The organism is Paenibacillus sp. FSL R5-0519 (genome assembly GCF_037974275.1).
Lineage (GTDB): Bacteria > Bacillota > Bacilli > Paenibacillales > Paenibacillaceae > Paenibacillus.
Genome location: NZ_CP150234.1, coordinates 2,013,985 through 2,029,995, shown reverse-complemented (window position 1 = coordinate 2,029,995; position 16,011 = coordinate 2,013,985). Strand labels below are relative to the sequence as shown.

The following is a 16,011-nucleotide window of genomic DNA, read 5'->3' as shown; positions in this document are numbered from 1 at the left end:
TCTGCGCAGTACCATGTTCAGTGTTCAACAGGTAAGCAACGAAGAATCTGCATCCGGTCCTTGTTTTTTTACATATCTGGTTGCACGTTTCAGTTATATAGATGAAGCATTGCGCATGATAAATGCAGGTGCTCGATAGAGAGAGGAAGTGGAAAAAATGGCATTGGACGGCATCGTAACACGGGCCATTGTTCATGAATTGCAAGGCTGCATTGGTGGACGTATCAGCAAAATCCATCAGCCGAATGGTCATGACGTAGTTCTCACACTGCGAGCTCAGCGCGGTAACAGTAAATTGCTTGTTTCGGCAAGCCCAACATATCCCCGTGTGCATTTTACGGAAAAAACATTCCTTAATCCTACGGAAGCACCCATGTTCTGCATGCTGCTCCGCAAGCACTGTGAAGGTGCAATCATTGAGGAGATCCGTCAGATTGGCATGGAACGTATCATCCACATCGATGTGCGCCAACGCGACGAATTGGGGGATGTTTCGGTTAAACGGATCATCATTGAATTAATGGGTCGTCACAGTAACATTATTTTGCTTGATCCCGTTACAGGAACGATTCTGGATGGTATTCATCATGTGACTCCGTCCATCAGCAGCTACCGGGTCATCATGCCCGGCTTCTCTTACACCGCCCCACCCGAACAACATAAAAGTAATCCGCTCGAAATAAGCCGTGAAGCATTCGAGGACAGCTATCATGCCACTGAAGACGAAGCATCACGCTGGCTTGTGAATTCCTTCAGCGGTTTAAGCCCGTTGATTGCGGGAGAGATTGCAGCCCGCGGGACTGCTGCTGGGGACATTATGCATTCAGCGGCGAATGTGGTTGAGGGTGAGAGCCGAGTTGAGGCCGATGCACTCTGGAACGCTTTCGAAGCCGTGATGGGACCTGTGAGAGAACATGTCTACACGCCTGTAACCGGAATGAACGCCAAAGGCAAAATGATTTTCTCGGCGGTTCATCTTCAGAGCATTCAGGACCTGGAGAAAACCTATGACACAATGAGCAAGTGCATGGAAGATTATTACGGAGACAAGGCTGAACGGGACACGGTTAAACAGCGAGTAAGTGATCTGCTCCGTTTTCTACAGAATGAGCGAAGCAAGAACATCAAAAAGCTGGACAACCTGAACAAGGACCTGCTGGAAGCCGACGATGCAGACAAGTTCAGACTATGGGGTGAGTTGCTGTTTGCCTCTCTGCATCAGGTCCACAAAGGGGACAAGAGCGTGGAGCTTGTGAACTTCTACGATGAAGATCAGGCCAACATTACCATTCAGCTTGATCCGCTGCTCACACCTTCTGACAACGCACAACGTTATTTCAAACGGTATAACAAATATAAGAACAGTCTGGCTGTCATTCATGAGCAGCTTGGCAAAACCAAAGACGAAATTGACTACCTCGATAACCTGTTGCAGCAGTTGTCCATTGCATCGATGAATGATATTGAGGAAATACGGGACGAGCTTGTGCAGCAAGGGTATCTTCGTGATCGCAATAAAAAGGGTAAAAAGAAGAAGAAAAGCGATCGTCCGACCGTGCACCAGTTCACCTCCTCGGAGGGAATTGATATTCTTGTAGGCAAAAACAACCTGCAAAACGAGTACGTAACGAATCGTCTCGCTTCTTCCAACGACACCTGGCTGCATACCAAAGACATCCCTGGTTCTCATGTCGTTATTCGCAGTACGGACTTTGGTGAAGCTACGTTGGAAGAAGCAGCACAGCTTGCCGCCTACTTCAGCCAAGCCAAGGAGTCCAGTAGCGTACCAGTGGATTACACGTTTATCCGTCATGTACGCAAACCAAGTGGTGCGAAGCCAGGATTCGTCATCTATGATCATCAGAAAACCTTGTTCGTCACGCCAAATGACGAGTTGATCAAGAGTCTGCCATCCACCATTAAAAATGGATAAGGCTATATAAGTTGAACTAAAGATTATTTACACTGACACTACGATGACAGAACAACCTTCCAATCGCTGTTATCCCCAGATTTTTTCGATCCCTTTTCTCAAGGGAAAATCCGGTGATAAAGGCGCACGCTTCGCTTTTTCAGGTTTTTTCTGTCCTCTCCGTTATCGTGTAAATGATTAGTTCAACTTATATAGATGTAACAGTAGAAAAATCCCCTGACCATTAACGGTTCAGGGGATTTTTGCGGTTGCATTACTTGTTTGAATGATATGTGAAGCTCAGCTTATTCATCTTCCATATTGAATATTAATTCTTTAAAACGTATAATAATTCAATTCTCGCGAAAAAAATTATAGTTAAGGAAGTGTACCATGACCATACATATCAGAGAAACTCAACCTGATGATCTAAAATCACTAACTGCATTAATGCATGACTATGTGGTGGGGTTCTACAATAATCCCTGGCCCGGTGATCAATCCATCCAGCTTTTGATCAACAACCTGCTTAATCAGCAGATCGGTGCTCAATTCGTGGCAGAGCAGGACGGGGAGCTTATCGGATTTGCCACCCTGTTCTTCACTTACAGCACAATGAAAGCAGAGCGTGTCGCAATCATGAATGATTTATTTGTTACGGAAGCATTCAGAGAAGGCGAAGCAGAAGCCAAGTTATTTGCACACTGCCAGCAATATACACGTGAATATGGGTGTGCTTATATGTCCTGGATCACAGCCGTGACTAATGAACGAGCACAGCAATTATTCGAGCATCTTGGGGCTAAACGCGGCGCTTGGGTCAACTATTCGATTACATAAACTCTTTTTGACACAAAAAAGGACATGAATACATGCAGGTTTATCCCTTGCATGCTCCATGTCCTTTTCTCAAACATCCCTAACATGTATCCCTCTAAAGCAGAATTCATTGTGGTCATAAAAAGCGTTACCAAGTTTAGCTTATACTCCCTTTTGCTGTAAGGCAGCTGCCTTCAGCCTTTCCAACACATCAACCATTACGGTCTTGCTACCCAGATCTCCGTGGAAAACGACACCTTGCCGTTCCCCATGATAATCGGATCCGCCAGTCTCGATTAACCCATAACCCTTAGCCATCTCGGCGTATCTGCGCTCATCTTCCGGTTCATGGTCCGAGTGAAACACTTCGAGTCCATCTGGACGGCAATCCTCAATGATTCGCCGTACCAATTCATCATCTTCATAGAGGCCCGGATGGGCAATCACTGCGGCTCCACCTGCGGCTCTGATCCATTCGCACGCATCCTTCGGCGCAACGCGGGGTACAGATACGAAGCCAGGCTTGCCTTCGGCAAGGTATCGATCGAATGCATCCCGCATGTCAACCGCATATCCCTTCTTCACCAGCACATCAGCCATATGAGGTCTGCCGATACTCTCGTCAGGCTCTAGTGGCCGTCCCAGCTCATCCAGTACTTCCTGCCAGCTGATATCAAGCCCAAGTTCCTGAAGCTTCGCGATAATGAGATGATTCCGCTCATCTCGCGCTTCTCGTAATCCGCGCAACCGTTGCAGGAATGGCTCATCCTCCGTATTCACATAATATCCGAGCACATGAATATCTTTTCCGCCAGCCCGAGTGCTGATCTCCACTCCGGCAACAACATCAATATTGTACTCTTGTCCCGCTTGCTGTGCTTCCGCTACACCAGCAACTGTATCATGGTCTGTTAGGGCAACCGCCGATAGCCCTTTTTGTTTGGCAAGCTTCACATTATCAGCAGGTGGCTGCATTCCATCCGATGCCTGACTATGGGTATGCAGATCACAGCGTCCTTTGCTTTGATTCATGTACAACAACTCCTTTCTTTCCAAAAGTGGTTTGTGATTACATCTTATCTATCATTAATGGTGCGAACGATTATGCCTTCCTCGTCTTGGACTCCGGCTCAGGTTGCTCCTGTTGACGCAGATAATTCAGGAAAGCCACTGCCGAAAGGGGCAACAAGGACGATTTTAGATGGATGGCATAGAATTGCCGTTTGAATTCGAGTCCTCGGATATCCACAATATGAACAAGTCCCAGAGCCAGTTCATGCTGCACGGAAGAAGGAGATAACATCGTAATGCCTACCCCTGCCTCCACGGCTGATTTTACCGCTCCTGTACTGCCAAGTTCCATCACAACATTCATATCCTGTGGATCAATCTTTTTCTTTTGCAATTGGTCTTCCATCACCTGACGAGTACCTGAGCCCTTCTCACGCAGCACAAAGGGATAATTCATGACATCCTCAATATTCACTTTGCTACGCTTAGCCAGATCATGCCCGGCAGGTACAATCAGTTTCAGCTCGTCCTGCATGACAGGCTCTACAATCATGTCCGGATGGTGTACTGGCGCTTCAATCAGACCAAAATTAAGCTGGTGCTTTAAGATATCATCCATAATTTGCGTTGTATTCATCACTTTCATGACGATTGAAATATCCGGATATTGAAGTGCAAAAGGTCCGAGCATGCGTGGAAGTACATATTCCCCGATCGTTAAACTAGCTCCAAGCTGAAGTCGGCCCTGTAACATTTGGGTAAACGCTGACATCGCTTCATCCGTCTGTCTAACCAGTTCTACACTTCGTTTGGCATGAGGTAATAATGTCCGACCCGCCTCGGATAATTCTATTTTTTTGGTGGAACGATGCAATAACTTGGTCCCGAAATAGTCCTCCAATGATTGAATCTGCATCGTCACTGCCGGTTGAGTCATATGTAATGCTTGTGCAGCAGCCGAGAAGCTTCCTTTCTCTGCTACCGTATAAAAAATATGCAATTGGTGAAAATTCATATCTTCGCCCCTCTTCGATTACACTCTCTATATTGTAGCCGATTTCCCGCTTGGCAACAAAAAAAGCATGCAGCTTGTCTGCATGCGATACGACTTGAATCTATGATTTCAACATATTGAATCTCATATTGAATCTAATCAACTTACTTATGCTTACGGCTATTTTTGACCAACGTCATTCTTCTTGAGTGTCTTAACCATGAATAGTATGACTTCAGGTCCCTTAATTCAATGGTCTCCGACATTCGTCCCAGAAACGTAACTACGATCATTTTGTGCAAGGGGTTGCCCGCAATATCATATTCCCCTTCAAGTTCGGAAAATTCGGCGACCACCACCAGATCCTCATCAATCAGGTAGACGTCCTGTTCATTACGGTAGTATGGTGTTATACGGTCCTGCTTCAGACACTCCCATAACCACGCCGCAATATGGTCATCATCACTACGTGCAGGCTCAATACGGTCTGCATACCGCATCTTGGCATGATGGGTAATGACGATGTCGGCCACTTTCTTGTCTCCAAGAGCCACGAAAAACGGCTCGTAGGTGCTCCAACGTTGCATCACCTTATCACGCATGGGAATCACTCTCCACCAGATAGGACTTTCTATCTATTTATTACCAAATATATTACAACATTAGTCCCGCAACCTCAAGGCGTAAGTGTAACTTTTTTTCACTAAAGTTCATTTGTGCATAATTTAAGAAAAGAGCGACCCCAAGGGGCCCCTCCAGTTTCTCGTCTATATTCCGTAAAAGCTCGTTTTGTCCATGGTTTTGCTGGCATACTCAGTTTTGATCTCATTACGATACGATCGTTCGATCTTGCGCACATAGGAAAGTCGCTTCACGTTTTTCATCGTATCTTCTGCCCGTTCTGCATTAACATACATGACCACATAATGCATACGGCGGGAGATATAATGCACGGTGCCATATTTTTCGAGATTACGGGCAGCCTTCAAATCACTGACCCAAATAATGAATCCTGTCCTTTCCGCAAACATCATCGTTCCCCGCCCTTCTATAATGATTACTTAACTGCAACCACACTTGCCGCCACTACCGCAGCCGCCCTTCGGATTCGGATCATTGCTCGGTACCTTAATGGTCGTTGACACTGCGAATGCAATGGTCTCTGACATTTGGAATAACATGTCATCCAGAGACTTCTCTGCCTGTTTGAAGCGGACCACCGCCTCAAAATTTTCCAACTCCTGTTCCAGAGCCTTCACCTGGTCTTTCGCTGCATGATAATCCGGGTGAAAATGACCGAAACGCTGTGTTTCTTCAAACAATTCCTTCTTGGCATTCAGCTTCCGAATCCCCATCTGAATCTCAGGGGAAGTCTCGACTTGCTGCTTCCAATATAAATAATCCGATACTTCGGCAGATTGGTTAATCATGTCGCCCAGTTCATATGCGCCCGTTAACACTTGGGCCATATCGACCGTGTTCATTTCCGCTACGCTCATGAAATATTCATCCTATCTATATATAAAGTTCTACTTAACGTAGACTACCCCATCATAGCATATCCATGAATAGTTAAGAAGAGTTTTTCCTGCAATTAGAAATAGCGAGAGCTTTAAAATTCGCCTTTCAACCTGATATTCACGAATAACAGTCAGGTTGTAACATCATCGGGCAGGATAAGACGCATTGTATCCCACTCCGACGGAGAGAATGTACGCCATTCCGTCTCTGATGTATGTTCATTTGAATCCAGCATGTACCAACCACTTAAAGTCCATTGTTCATGACCCTCAACCTGATCTGGAATGAGGTATCGCGTACAATTTTCCTGCTGTATCCCTAGCTTGGTCTGCCACTCAACGGCTTTGGCAGCAATCTGTCGTGCGGTTGAACTATGATATCGACGCCACTCCTTGTACCATGTCTCGGGTATCTCCTCCAATCCGAGCAGAGAGAACTTCTTCTCAATGACAGAATGATCACGCTCCAACCCATGCAGAAGTTCAGGGACATTAACCAGACCTTGATTATCGAGTGTGTAGAAAGTAGAAGCACATACATCGGTCAACACATCTTCTTCTAATAATTTCGAAGGCGCTTCGGAACCTGTACTTGCCTCCGTTGCCTCCATCTTCCGTTCTACAGTCAACGGTGCAGCAACCGTCTCCCTTCCCCACCCTTCCAACGCAATACGTACATTCTCCGGTATGCCTGTCAGGGCATATTGATCCAGAAACTCCATCATTTCATCTAATCCACGCCCTTTGGCTAAGGCCGAAACGAATCGTTCTCTTGTCATGCGATAGATGGACATCCGGTCACGCGTTACCCGTTCTGCGCATTGCTCCAGCATCCAGATCACATCAGGCCTTGCTTCCGGTGGCACCAACATTTCGAAATCAGGCTGCATGTAAAATCCACTCGGTTCCGTCTCACTTACCATCTCTCGTTCTCGATATAAAAGGCTCTGCGGGTCGATCAGCCAACGAAATGCCAGATCTCCCGACTGATCCTCTCCAACTTCACCATAACCCCACCCAGCAAGGGCATAGAGCCAGCCCATAATTCGTGGTTTCAGCTCCGAATTCGCTATATGGCACCATATGTTTTTTTCTGGAACAAGCACTGCCAATTGATAACGGAAATGCTGTAACGCGGGTTCAACTTCTCCGTATCTTTCCATACACGCTTGATATATTTCCCGATGCATCTGTGTCCACGATAGCTCCAACCATTTTTTTAATTGATGATCTTGAATCTGGATTCGCCCATCTGACTTCTGAACTAGATTCAGACTGAGAAGTAGATCCAGAAGAATGGCAACGTGGGTCGGATACAACTCCGAATGTTCATATCGGATACCCAAACCATCAAAGTCTGTCGAAGATAACACCGTGATCATACTTAATTTTTGAACACTTTTCTTATGTATAGTGCCTTTACCTGTCAAAGGAAGTCCTTCTCTTCCGATCCAAGCGATCAGATGAAGTAACTCTCCAGCAACATCCGACTTTCCCTCCTGTATTACATGAGCAAGATTTATATCCTGATTGACGGTTATGCCCACTCTTTGCGCATAAGCAATAGTCAATGTCTCCATCAGTGAAGCAGGAATATAGAATAGTCGCTCCCCCCAACTCTTATGCACAGATTCGATCCATTTTTGCTGCCGAAGGTTGGCGAACGAAGAATTGGCTTCTGCGACACTTAGTCCTTCGATGGCCCATTGTTCTCGCGGCATGAGGGAGGAAAAAGGCCGACCAGCGTGTTTGTGAAAAATTGCACCAAGCACTTTTTGTTCCACCCAAGTAAGCTTTGACCATGAATCAAGGTTCTGTACCACAGGTTCATTTGTTGGTCCAGATGATGACATTTCCCAATCCCTCCTCTTTTCGCGATTATAAATGGACTATTCGTTCTCATGAACGATAGCATATTCATATCCCTGCTCCACCAAGAACATCTGACGGTTTAATGCAAACTCCTGTTCCTTACTATCCTCTGATACAAGCGCATAGAAATATGCTTTATTTTCCCCCGCTTTCGGTCTCAGAATTCGTCCCAACCGCTGTGCCTCTTCCTGCCTTGAACCGAAACTCCCGGATATTTCAAGCGCAACAGCAGCATCGGGCAGATCTACAGCAAAATTGGCAACCTTGGATACAACAATCGTTTTAATCTCTCCACGTCGAAAAGCGCCAAACCATTTGATTCGCTCCTGCTGTGACATGGTTCCCGAGATTAAAGGTGCTTCAATTTCCCGGGCAATCAACTCTAGTTGGTCCAGATATTGTCCAATTACTAGTGCAGGTAAATCCCGATGACGTTCTAGCAAACGCTTAACCACACGTACCTTCGCCGGATTCTCTGCAGCCAATCGAAATTGATGCTTAACCTCGGCTTGCAGATAATTCGATCTTAATTCCGGGGAGAATGGGATACGTATCTCCTGGCATTGTACATCAGCAATCCACCCTTGCTGCTCCAGTTGTTTCCACGGCATGTCATAGAGCTTCGGACCAATTAACGAAAATACATCCTGTTCACAGCCATCCTCTCGAACCAACGTGGCTGTTAATCCCAGCCTTCGCGTAGCTTGAATATCCGCAGTTGCACGAAACACCGGCGCTGGAAGCAAATGTACTTCATCATATATGATCAGCCCCCATTGCCGCTCACTGAGCAGTTTGATATGGGTAAAATCAGCATCTTTTGATTTCCGGTGTGTAAGAATCTGATATGTAGCTACAGTCACAGGTTTCACCTGTTTTTTCTGACCTGAATACTCACCAATCTGTTCGCTGGTGATCGTGGTTTTGTCTTGAATTTCCTGAATCCACTGTCGCACAGACGTTGTATTGGACGTCAAAATAAGGCATTCACATTGAAGCCGCTCCAGCACGGCCATACCAATGACCGTTTTGCCTGCCCCACAAGGAAGTACAAGTAGACCGCTTCCTCCCATGCCCTCACTGCCTTCGAATGCATCCACAGCCTCTTTCTGGTAAGAACGCAGTGCAAATCGCTCAGAGTGAGCCCCTGAATCATTGGTTCGCCATTCAAATGAAAGCTCGGTTCCCTTCCGATACCCCACGTAATCAAGTACGGGGTAACCCAGTCGTGTTAATTCCCTTTTTAATAACCCTCGCTGTTCTCCCGGGAGCATAAGTTGATGAGCGTCCTTACGTTCCATACGAAAGGCAGCTATCGTTTTCAATCCACTTAATTCATCGAGCAACCGTTCATCCTCACTGTACAGGCGCATTCTGGTGTGATCTGCTTCGGAATGCAGCTTTAATTTGCCATACTGATCCATAATTCTCCGAACATCCTGTATCAGTGCAGCAGGCACGTTCCAACGCGATACCAGCTCCAGACTTGCGATGACCTGATCTGAATTCCACCCTAGCGCAGCTGCATTCCAGAGCGACAGCGGAGTGATTCGGTAGGTATGAAATGCTGCGGGTGTCTTGACCAGTTCTGAATACATCCCAAGCTGCTCTCTTGCCCTTTCGAATCCGGGGTGGCCGACTTCCAGCAAAACCGTAAAATCTCGCTGAACAATGCAAGCATCCGTTCTACCCATATGTTCTGTTCCTTCCATTCGCGCCTTCCTCCTATCACAAAAAAGTCCAGTTCCGGCTGCTTCCGAAAATGAACCTGTATAATTGCGAGTTCAACAAGTCTTATTTCAGTACCGAAAAGTGGACTCATTGAACAAACTCTAAAAAAATCCATAAAAAAACACCCTGCCCATACCTCGGTATGAACAGGATGCCCAACTGCATCTAAAGTCATTCGGCTGTGTAACCCTTAGCCATGGCGATAAATAATCTCACAGCCGTCTGCATCGCATCTTCGTCAAAATCAAACATCGGATGATGATGTGGATAGATCGCATTTTTATCCGGGTTGCCTGCTCCAACAAACATAAAGCACCCTGGAACCTTCTGCAGATAATACGCAAAATCTTCCGCTGGCATCAGCATCGGGGAGGCTTGCACTCGTTCTGCCCCAAATAACTCTGTAGCTTCCCTGAAGAAACGTGCTGTCTCCTGTTCATCATTCACCACAGGCGGATATCCCATAATATATTTCACTTGCGTCTCTGCTCCATAGGCTGCCCCTGTCTGATCTACCATGGTAAGCACACGCTCTTTCATCACGTTTCGGGTCTCTTCATCAAACGTTCTAACTGTACCGCTCATTTTACATTGCTCTGCAATTACATTCTGAGCAGATCCCGCCTGCATTGTGCCAATGGTCAGCACCGCCGGTTGTAAGGGATCCACCGAACGGCTGACAACCGTCTGAAGCTGCATCACAAGCGCAGAACCGGCGATAAGACTATCTATTGTGGATTGCGGCATCCCGCCGTGTCCACCTTTGCCCTTGATCTCAATGTAAAAATCGTCCGCCGCCGCCATCATTGGTCCTGCTTTACTGGCAACCACACCTACAGGGAGCGGGGTCCACAGATGAATTCCGTATATGACATCTACACCTTCAAGCGCACCATCCGCAATAACCTGGACTGCACCGCCTGGAAGCAGTTCTTCTGCTGGCTGGAACAAAAAGCGAATCTCGCCTCGAATCTCCTGCTTGTGACGGCTGAAATACAATGCCGTACCGAGCAAGATGGAGATATGACCATCGTGGCCGCATGCATGCATCGCTCCTGCTTGTTGTGAAGCATACTCGATATTCTTTTCATCCTGAATCGGCAATGCGTCCATATCAGCTCGCAGCATGACGACAGGACCCGGCTTGTCGCCACGGATTGTACCAATGACCCCGTGACCACCAACATGACGCCTTACTTCAACGCCAAAGCTCTCCAACATATCCGCTACAAAAGAGGATGTCTTCTCCTCATGAAAGGAAACCTCTGGATTGCGATGAAGGTGACGCCGCCATTCCACCATGTGGATCTGCAGATCTTCCCACCATATATTATTAGTCATGTCTCTCCACCCTTTCAATCTTGAACGGGACTTATATCAAGCCCGAACCTGCCTCTTCGAACCTATTGCTGTATATTGTAGCAGAATTGGAAGAAAACCGATACGAAACGCCCTTGGAAAGCTTGCACGGGAAGGGGAAACATACTATCATGAACTAGAGAAATACTCGAGAAATTATACTCGGAAGCTTATGAGGAGGATCAAACGCTTATGATTTTTGAGAATACAGGCTTGGATGGCTTGAAGAGCGACTTGGCATACCTGGATGAGAGCGCCGAGAAAGTCGGATTTGTCCGGTGGCAATGGGAATATTACCGCGCTACATACGACTACAAAATTGAAGATGAACAAACCAACTCAGAATACTTTGTACGCATTAATACCCGCGCCGTGGAAGGCAAATTGGAAAAACCGGATACCGTTCTTGCTGTTGAAGCAGTGTACCTTGGCAAAGCCACCTTCCCTCACGGCCTGGACTATGACTCTTCCGTTCCTCAACCAGTCGTGAAGCTGGCAGCCCAAAAATTACAGCAGCTTAAAGAACTGCTGGAAGCATAGGCTGGGCCAAACGATGAAACAACAAACGGCCCAAACGAAAACGAAGAGAGGCACGCCGGATTTTCAACTGCTAATCCTCACTTTATTGTTGGTGGGCTTTGGACTGGTGATGGTATTCAGCTCCAGTTCCAGCATTGCAATCGCAAGCGACAGATTTAACAATGATGCCCTTTACTTCACGAAAAAACAACTTATGTGGGCGATTATCGGTCTATTTGGCATGTTCTTTGCCATGAATATCCGCTTCAACAAGTACAAAAAGCTCTATGCACCCTTTTTCCTGCTCACTACGGTCATGCTGGTGATTGTTTTGATCTCAGGCGCAGTATTGAACGGTGCACGAAGCTGGATTCACATTTTCGGCTTCAGTCTTCAGCCTGCGGAATTCGCCAAAATTGCTATCATTCTATATCTCTCTGCTCTGATCACCAAAAAAGGTGAGAAATTCAGAGTTTTCAAGACAGGTTATTTTCCCGTCTTGTTCATCGTAGGATTCATCGCAGGACTGATCATGCTGCAACCAGACTTTGGTACCACCTTCATTCTGGTGTCCACTTGTGGTCTATTGATTTATGCCGGTGGAGCCAGTATGAAACATATCTTAGGTTCGATTCTCTTGGTTGCACTCGGTGGAGCCCTGGCGTTCGGAGCGAATTCCCTATTTTCTTCCATGTCTCCCTCCGACACGACGACCGCTACAACAGCAGTCACTGCGGAGCAGAACTACAAGATCGGACGTATCCAAGCTTTCCTGAATCCATTATCCGATATTAATGGCGGAAGCCTTAACCTCTACCGTTCCCTTGTTGCCATTGGTGATGGCGGCATGACAGGTTCCGGGATTGGACAAGGCACGATGAAGCTTCACTATTTGCCAAATGCGTATAATGACTTTATTTTCTCCGTGATTGGTGAAGAACTCGGGTTCATCGGAAGTACATTATTCCTGCTCGTTTACCTGTACTTCATCTGGCGAGGAATTATTGTCTCTCTGCGCTGTCCCGATCCATTCGGAACATTGGTCGGCATAGGCATCATGGGACTGATCGCGATTCAGGCATTTATCAACATCGGTGGTGTAACTCAGACCATTCCGGTGACGGGGGTCACGCTTCCGTTTATCAGTTATGGGGGTACCTCGCTCTTTGTGATGATGGTTGCCATGGGCATTCTGCTCAGTATCTCGCGCACCAACAATCTGGACGTAATCAAGGAAGAGAAAACGAAGTCCGTGACTGTACAGACACAGACTCGTACCTCTCCTGCTCTTCGTTCACGGGAATCCATCCGTCGGATTCGGTAAAAAACAACATAAAAAAAGGCTGTGCACCTAATGGATGCGCAGCCTTTTTGTGTGTACTCGTATGACAATTCTGTCTATCAAGATGAAAAACAGGTTGATGTTACCTGTTCTCCATTGCGGATTGCGATGTCTACAGATCGTCGCCTTTGAAAGATACGCCTTCTACCTTTACATTGACTTCAACCACGCGTAATCCGGTCATGGTCTCTACCGCTTCTCTTACGTTCTGCTGAAGCATACGGGAAACTTCATGAATCGGTGTTTCGTACAGGACGATGATGCGCAGGTCAATGGCTGCTTCCAGCTGGCCGACCTCAACGCTCACGCCTTTCTGTACGTTTTTACCGCTGAGTCGCTTCGCCCAGCCCTCTGACAAACCTCCAGACATTGCGGCAATTCCGGGCGTTTCCATTGCAGCCATTCCGGCAATTTTCGCAACCACGTCATCGGCAATCCGGATGTTTCCGCTCTCCAGTTGAAGTTGTTCTGCCATGCCACATCCTCCTTCACTTCGTTACTCGTATTTTAAATCCTTTCCACCCCAAAAAGCAAATTAAACTCAAAAAGATGCGTTTACAACCTACCACCATTTGGTTATATTGAAATATGAAAATAATCTCATAAGCGATTTACATGCAATTCAAAACAAAATAATTTATAACCGAGGTGTTTGTTGTGAGAAACCGGATTTCATCCATTTTGCTGATTGTGTTCTTTGCACTCAGTGCCATCGCCCACTTCTTGAAATGGGATTCGATTCTACAGTTCGTGATATCAGCCATTTCGGTTATTTTTGTGGCCGGTTTTTTAGGCAAAGCCACCGAAAATGTTGCCCACTACGCCGGACAGCGGCTGGGTGGATTCTTGAATGCGACCTTCGGCAATGCCGCCGAATTGATTATTGCCATTTTCCTCGTTAAAGAGGGGCTGTTCGACATGGTCAAAGCAAGTCTGACAGGATCCATCATCGGAAATCTGCTGTTAGTGCTTGGGTTAAGTATTTTTGCCGGGGGACTCAAATTCAAAATTCAGAATTATAATGTTTCACTCGCAGGTCTGAATGGATCCCTGATGATTGTTGCCATCATTGCGCTGTTTATTCCCGCAGTCTTTCTCAATACACATTCCATTACACAGAAAGACACCAATACACTTAGTCTCATCGTAGCCGGATTGCTCATTCTCGCGTATATTGCCTGGTTATTATTCTCCATGGTGACGCATAAGAACTACCTTGCAGACGTCACTGAGGATCGCGATGAAGAGCTGCCGCATGAACATGCTCCGGCATGGTCCAAGAAAAAGTCTATTCTCTACTTGGTGCTCGCAACGGTCATGGTTGCCTTTGTCAGTGAATGGCTGGTCGGCACGCTTGAAGTCTTCACTTCGGAATTTGGACTTAGCGAACTGTTTGTCGGTGCATTCCTGGTGGCCATCATTGGTAATGCGGCCGAACACAGTGCAGCCATCATGCTTGCCATGAAAAATAAAATTGGAGCCGCCGTCGAGATTGCGGTCGGCAGCAGTTTGCAGATCGCGCTCTTCGTAGCTCCTGTACTGATTTTTGTCAGCTACTTCACAGGCAGAACCATGGATATTGTATTTACAACCATTGAACTGGTCGCCATCGGCGTATCCGTATTTATTGCCAAGTCCATTACCCAAGATGGTTCAACCAATTGGTACGAAGGCCTACTCCTGCTCGTGGTATATATCATACTCGGCGTATCCTTCTTCCTGGTGTAACCAGGCCCTCACCAAGCTATATAAGTTGAACTAAAGAATATTTACACTGGACACTCCGATGACAAGAACAACCTTCCGATCGCTGTTATCCCCAGATTTTTTTGATTCCTTTTATAAAGGGTTAAATCCGGGGATAGCGTATGCTTCCGATGAAGCTTTCTTTCAGAAAGCTTTTAGGCGAACGCTCCGCTTCTTCAGGTTATTTCTGTCCTCTCCGTTTTGTGTAAATGTTTAGTTTAATTTATACAACACAAGAGGCAGCCCAATGTACATTTGGAGCTGTCTCTTTGCTTGTATACGCCTTCTGGCTGGCTTGTATCCCCATCCCGTTCAGACGCACAAAAAAAGCATGCATAGACGCCTGCATGCCTTCTATTCTGACCCGCGCATTTGCAGGCTATTGCTCATTCTTCTTGTTCAAGGCTTCATATAGAATTGCCAAATTCCGCTCAAGCGCGCTAACCAGCTGCTTACCTGCACCTTCTGGAAGGAGCCCTGCACGAACAGCAAAATCCACTTCCTTGGAGAACCCATACATCTGTGTATCCAATACTTCCTCATAGAGAGGGCAGTAGCGGGTAGCCAGATTCTCCATCTGTACTTCAATAAGCTTCTGTATTTTATCTGCATCTTCTTGAAGAAGACTGATCGCTTTCAAATTCAGCTGGTCCTGCAGATCAGATGAAGTCATGCATTTTTCCCCCCTATGTCCCAAAAATCGCGTAAAGACGTTCTACCTCTAATATTAGACGAAATGAAGAGCTAATACAAGAACCTGACCAAAATAAGAACGCAAAGTTAAGCCTGCTGTTGAAGCTTAATCCTCCTGTTCCAGTCCCGTCCAGATGAGTATTCAGATCATTCCATGCCAAAAAACACCCCTGCCAAAAAAGGCAAAGGTGCTTCTTGAGAGCTATTACTCAGATGCGATGCTTACATTCAGTCCATGCTTGGCAAATACTTCTGACATGGCTGCTTTTGCTTCAACTGCATCTGGACCATGAACATGCAGTTCATAGCTGTGCGTGCTGATCAGCGTTGTAAACAATCCGAGAATACTTTTTACATCGATATACTTGTTCTCCGAATGAAGCACGATTGAAGAAGTAAACTTGCCTGCTGTTTGGGCAATTTCCACTACAGCCGCGTTATTACTCGACATAGGAATCCCTCCGTCTTTTTACGATTGGTATCATCTATTAAT

Annotated in this window: 16 protein-coding genes; 5 read left to right on the top strand and 11 right to left on the bottom strand. The window is 46.4% G+C overall.

Features of this window, described 5'->3' with window-relative positions; translation table 11 throughout:
• Positions 1–157 precede the first annotated feature (157 nt).
• Together MKY73_RS09305 and MKY73_RS09300 are read left to right on the top strand one after the other, a co-directional pair.
• Positions 158–1,933 (top strand): NFACT RNA binding domain-containing protein, encoded by a 1,776-nt coding sequence (locus tag MKY73_RS09305; RefSeq protein ID WP_339307035.1) that lies wholly within the window; start codon positions 158–160, stop codon positions 1,931–1,933.
• A gap of 372 nt (positions 1,934–2,305) precedes the next feature.
• A complete protein-coding gene (locus tag MKY73_RS09300) occupies positions 2,306–2,752 on the top strand; it encodes a GNAT family N-acetyltransferase (protein ID WP_339307033.1) in 447 nt (148 codons plus the stop codon).
• 141 nt (positions 2,753–2,893) lie between these two features.
• On the opposite strand, the gene MKY73_RS09295 is transcribed toward MKY73_RS09300, so the two are convergent.
• The 8 genes from MKY73_RS09295 to MKY73_RS09260 form a co-directional block, all read right to left on the bottom strand.
• Complete coding sequence (locus tag MKY73_RS09295) at positions 2,894–3,763, bottom strand: PHP domain-containing protein (RefSeq protein ID WP_339307031.1); 870 nt, start codon at positions 3,761–3,763, stop codon at positions 2,894–2,896.
• Positions 3,764–3,833: 70 nt separating this feature from the next.
• The gene (locus MKY73_RS09290) at positions 3,834–4,757 is read right to left on the bottom strand and encodes a selenium metabolism-associated LysR family transcriptional regulator (RefSeq protein WP_339307029.1); all 924 of its coding nucleotides are present in this window, start codon (positions 4,755–4,757) and stop codon (positions 3,834–3,836) included.
• A 143-nt stretch (positions 4,758–4,900) separates the two neighbouring features.
• On the bottom strand, positions 4,901–5,338 hold the full coding sequence (locus MKY73_RS09285; protein ID WP_017687436.1) for a hypothetical protein: 438 nt from the start codon (positions 5,336–5,338) through the stop codon (positions 4,901–4,903).
• 165 nt (positions 5,339–5,503) lie between these two features.
• On the bottom strand, positions 5,504–5,767 hold the full coding sequence (locus MKY73_RS09280) for a YlbG family protein (RefSeq protein WP_095290540.1): 264 nt from the start codon (positions 5,765–5,767) through the stop codon (positions 5,504–5,506).
• Positions 5,768–5,797: 30 nt separating this feature from the next.
• Positions 5,798–6,235, bottom strand: a complete 438-nt coding sequence (locus MKY73_RS09275; protein ID WP_339235702.1) for a YlbF family regulator — start codon at positions 6,233–6,235, stop codon at positions 5,798–5,800.
• A 152-nt stretch (positions 6,236–6,387) separates the two neighbouring features.
• Positions 6,388–8,109: a helicase-associated domain-containing protein gene (locus MKY73_RS09270; protein WP_339307027.1), complete on the bottom strand. Its 1,722-nt coding sequence runs from the start codon at positions 8,107–8,109 to the stop codon at positions 6,388–6,390.
• A gap of 36 nt (positions 8,110–8,145) precedes the next feature.
• Positions 8,146–9,840, bottom strand: coding sequence for a DNA repair helicase XPB (locus tag MKY73_RS09265; protein WP_339307025.1), 1,695 nt, complete (start codon positions 9,838–9,840; stop codon positions 8,146–8,148).
• 190 nt (positions 9,841–10,030) lie between these two features.
• Positions 10,031–11,200 (bottom strand): M20 family metallopeptidase, encoded by a 1,170-nt coding sequence (locus tag MKY73_RS09260; RefSeq protein ID WP_339307023.1) that lies wholly within the window; start codon positions 11,198–11,200, stop codon positions 10,031–10,033.
• Between the two features lie 210 nt (positions 11,201–11,410).
• Between MKY73_RS09260 and MKY73_RS09255 the strand changes: the two genes are divergently transcribed.
• Together MKY73_RS09255 and ftsW are read left to right on the top strand one after the other, a co-directional pair.
• The gene (locus MKY73_RS09255; protein ID WP_017687430.1) at positions 11,411–11,758 is read left to right on the top strand and encodes a YugN family protein; all 348 of its coding nucleotides are present in this window, start codon (positions 11,411–11,413) and stop codon (positions 11,756–11,758) included.
• A gap of 13 nt (positions 11,759–11,771) precedes the next feature.
• On the top strand, positions 11,772–13,061 hold the full coding sequence (ftsW, locus tag MKY73_RS09250; RefSeq protein ID WP_339307021.1) for a putative lipid II flippase FtsW: 1,290 nt from the start codon (positions 11,772–11,774) through the stop codon (positions 13,059–13,061).
• A 130-nt stretch (positions 13,062–13,191) separates the two neighbouring features.
• Here the strand turns inward: ftsW and MKY73_RS09245 are convergent, their stop codons facing one another.
• Positions 13,192–13,554, bottom strand: a complete 363-nt coding sequence (locus tag MKY73_RS09245) for an Asp23/Gls24 family envelope stress response protein (RefSeq protein ID WP_017687428.1) — start codon at positions 13,552–13,554, stop codon at positions 13,192–13,194.
• Between the two features lie 182 nt (positions 13,555–13,736).
• Here MKY73_RS09245 and cax point away from each other — a divergent pair, with 182 nt between their 5' ends.
• Positions 13,737–14,807, top strand: a complete 1,071-nt coding sequence (cax, locus tag MKY73_RS09240; RefSeq protein WP_339235714.1) for a calcium/proton exchanger — start codon at positions 13,737–13,739, stop codon at positions 14,805–14,807.
• Between the two features lie 397 nt (positions 14,808–15,204).
• On the opposite strand, the gene MKY73_RS09235 is transcribed toward cax, so the two are convergent.
• Together MKY73_RS09235 and MKY73_RS09230 are read right to left on the bottom strand one after the other, a co-directional pair.
• Entirely contained in the window at positions 15,205–15,498 is a 294-nt protein-coding gene (locus tag MKY73_RS09235) for a YlaN family protein (protein WP_017687426.1), read from the bottom strand.
• Between the two features lie 225 nt (positions 15,499–15,723).
• Positions 15,724–15,969, bottom strand: coding sequence for an HPr family phosphocarrier protein (locus MKY73_RS09230; RefSeq protein ID WP_036614658.1), 246 nt, complete (start codon positions 15,967–15,969; stop codon positions 15,724–15,726).
• Between the last annotated feature and the right edge of the window lie 42 nt (positions 15,970–16,011).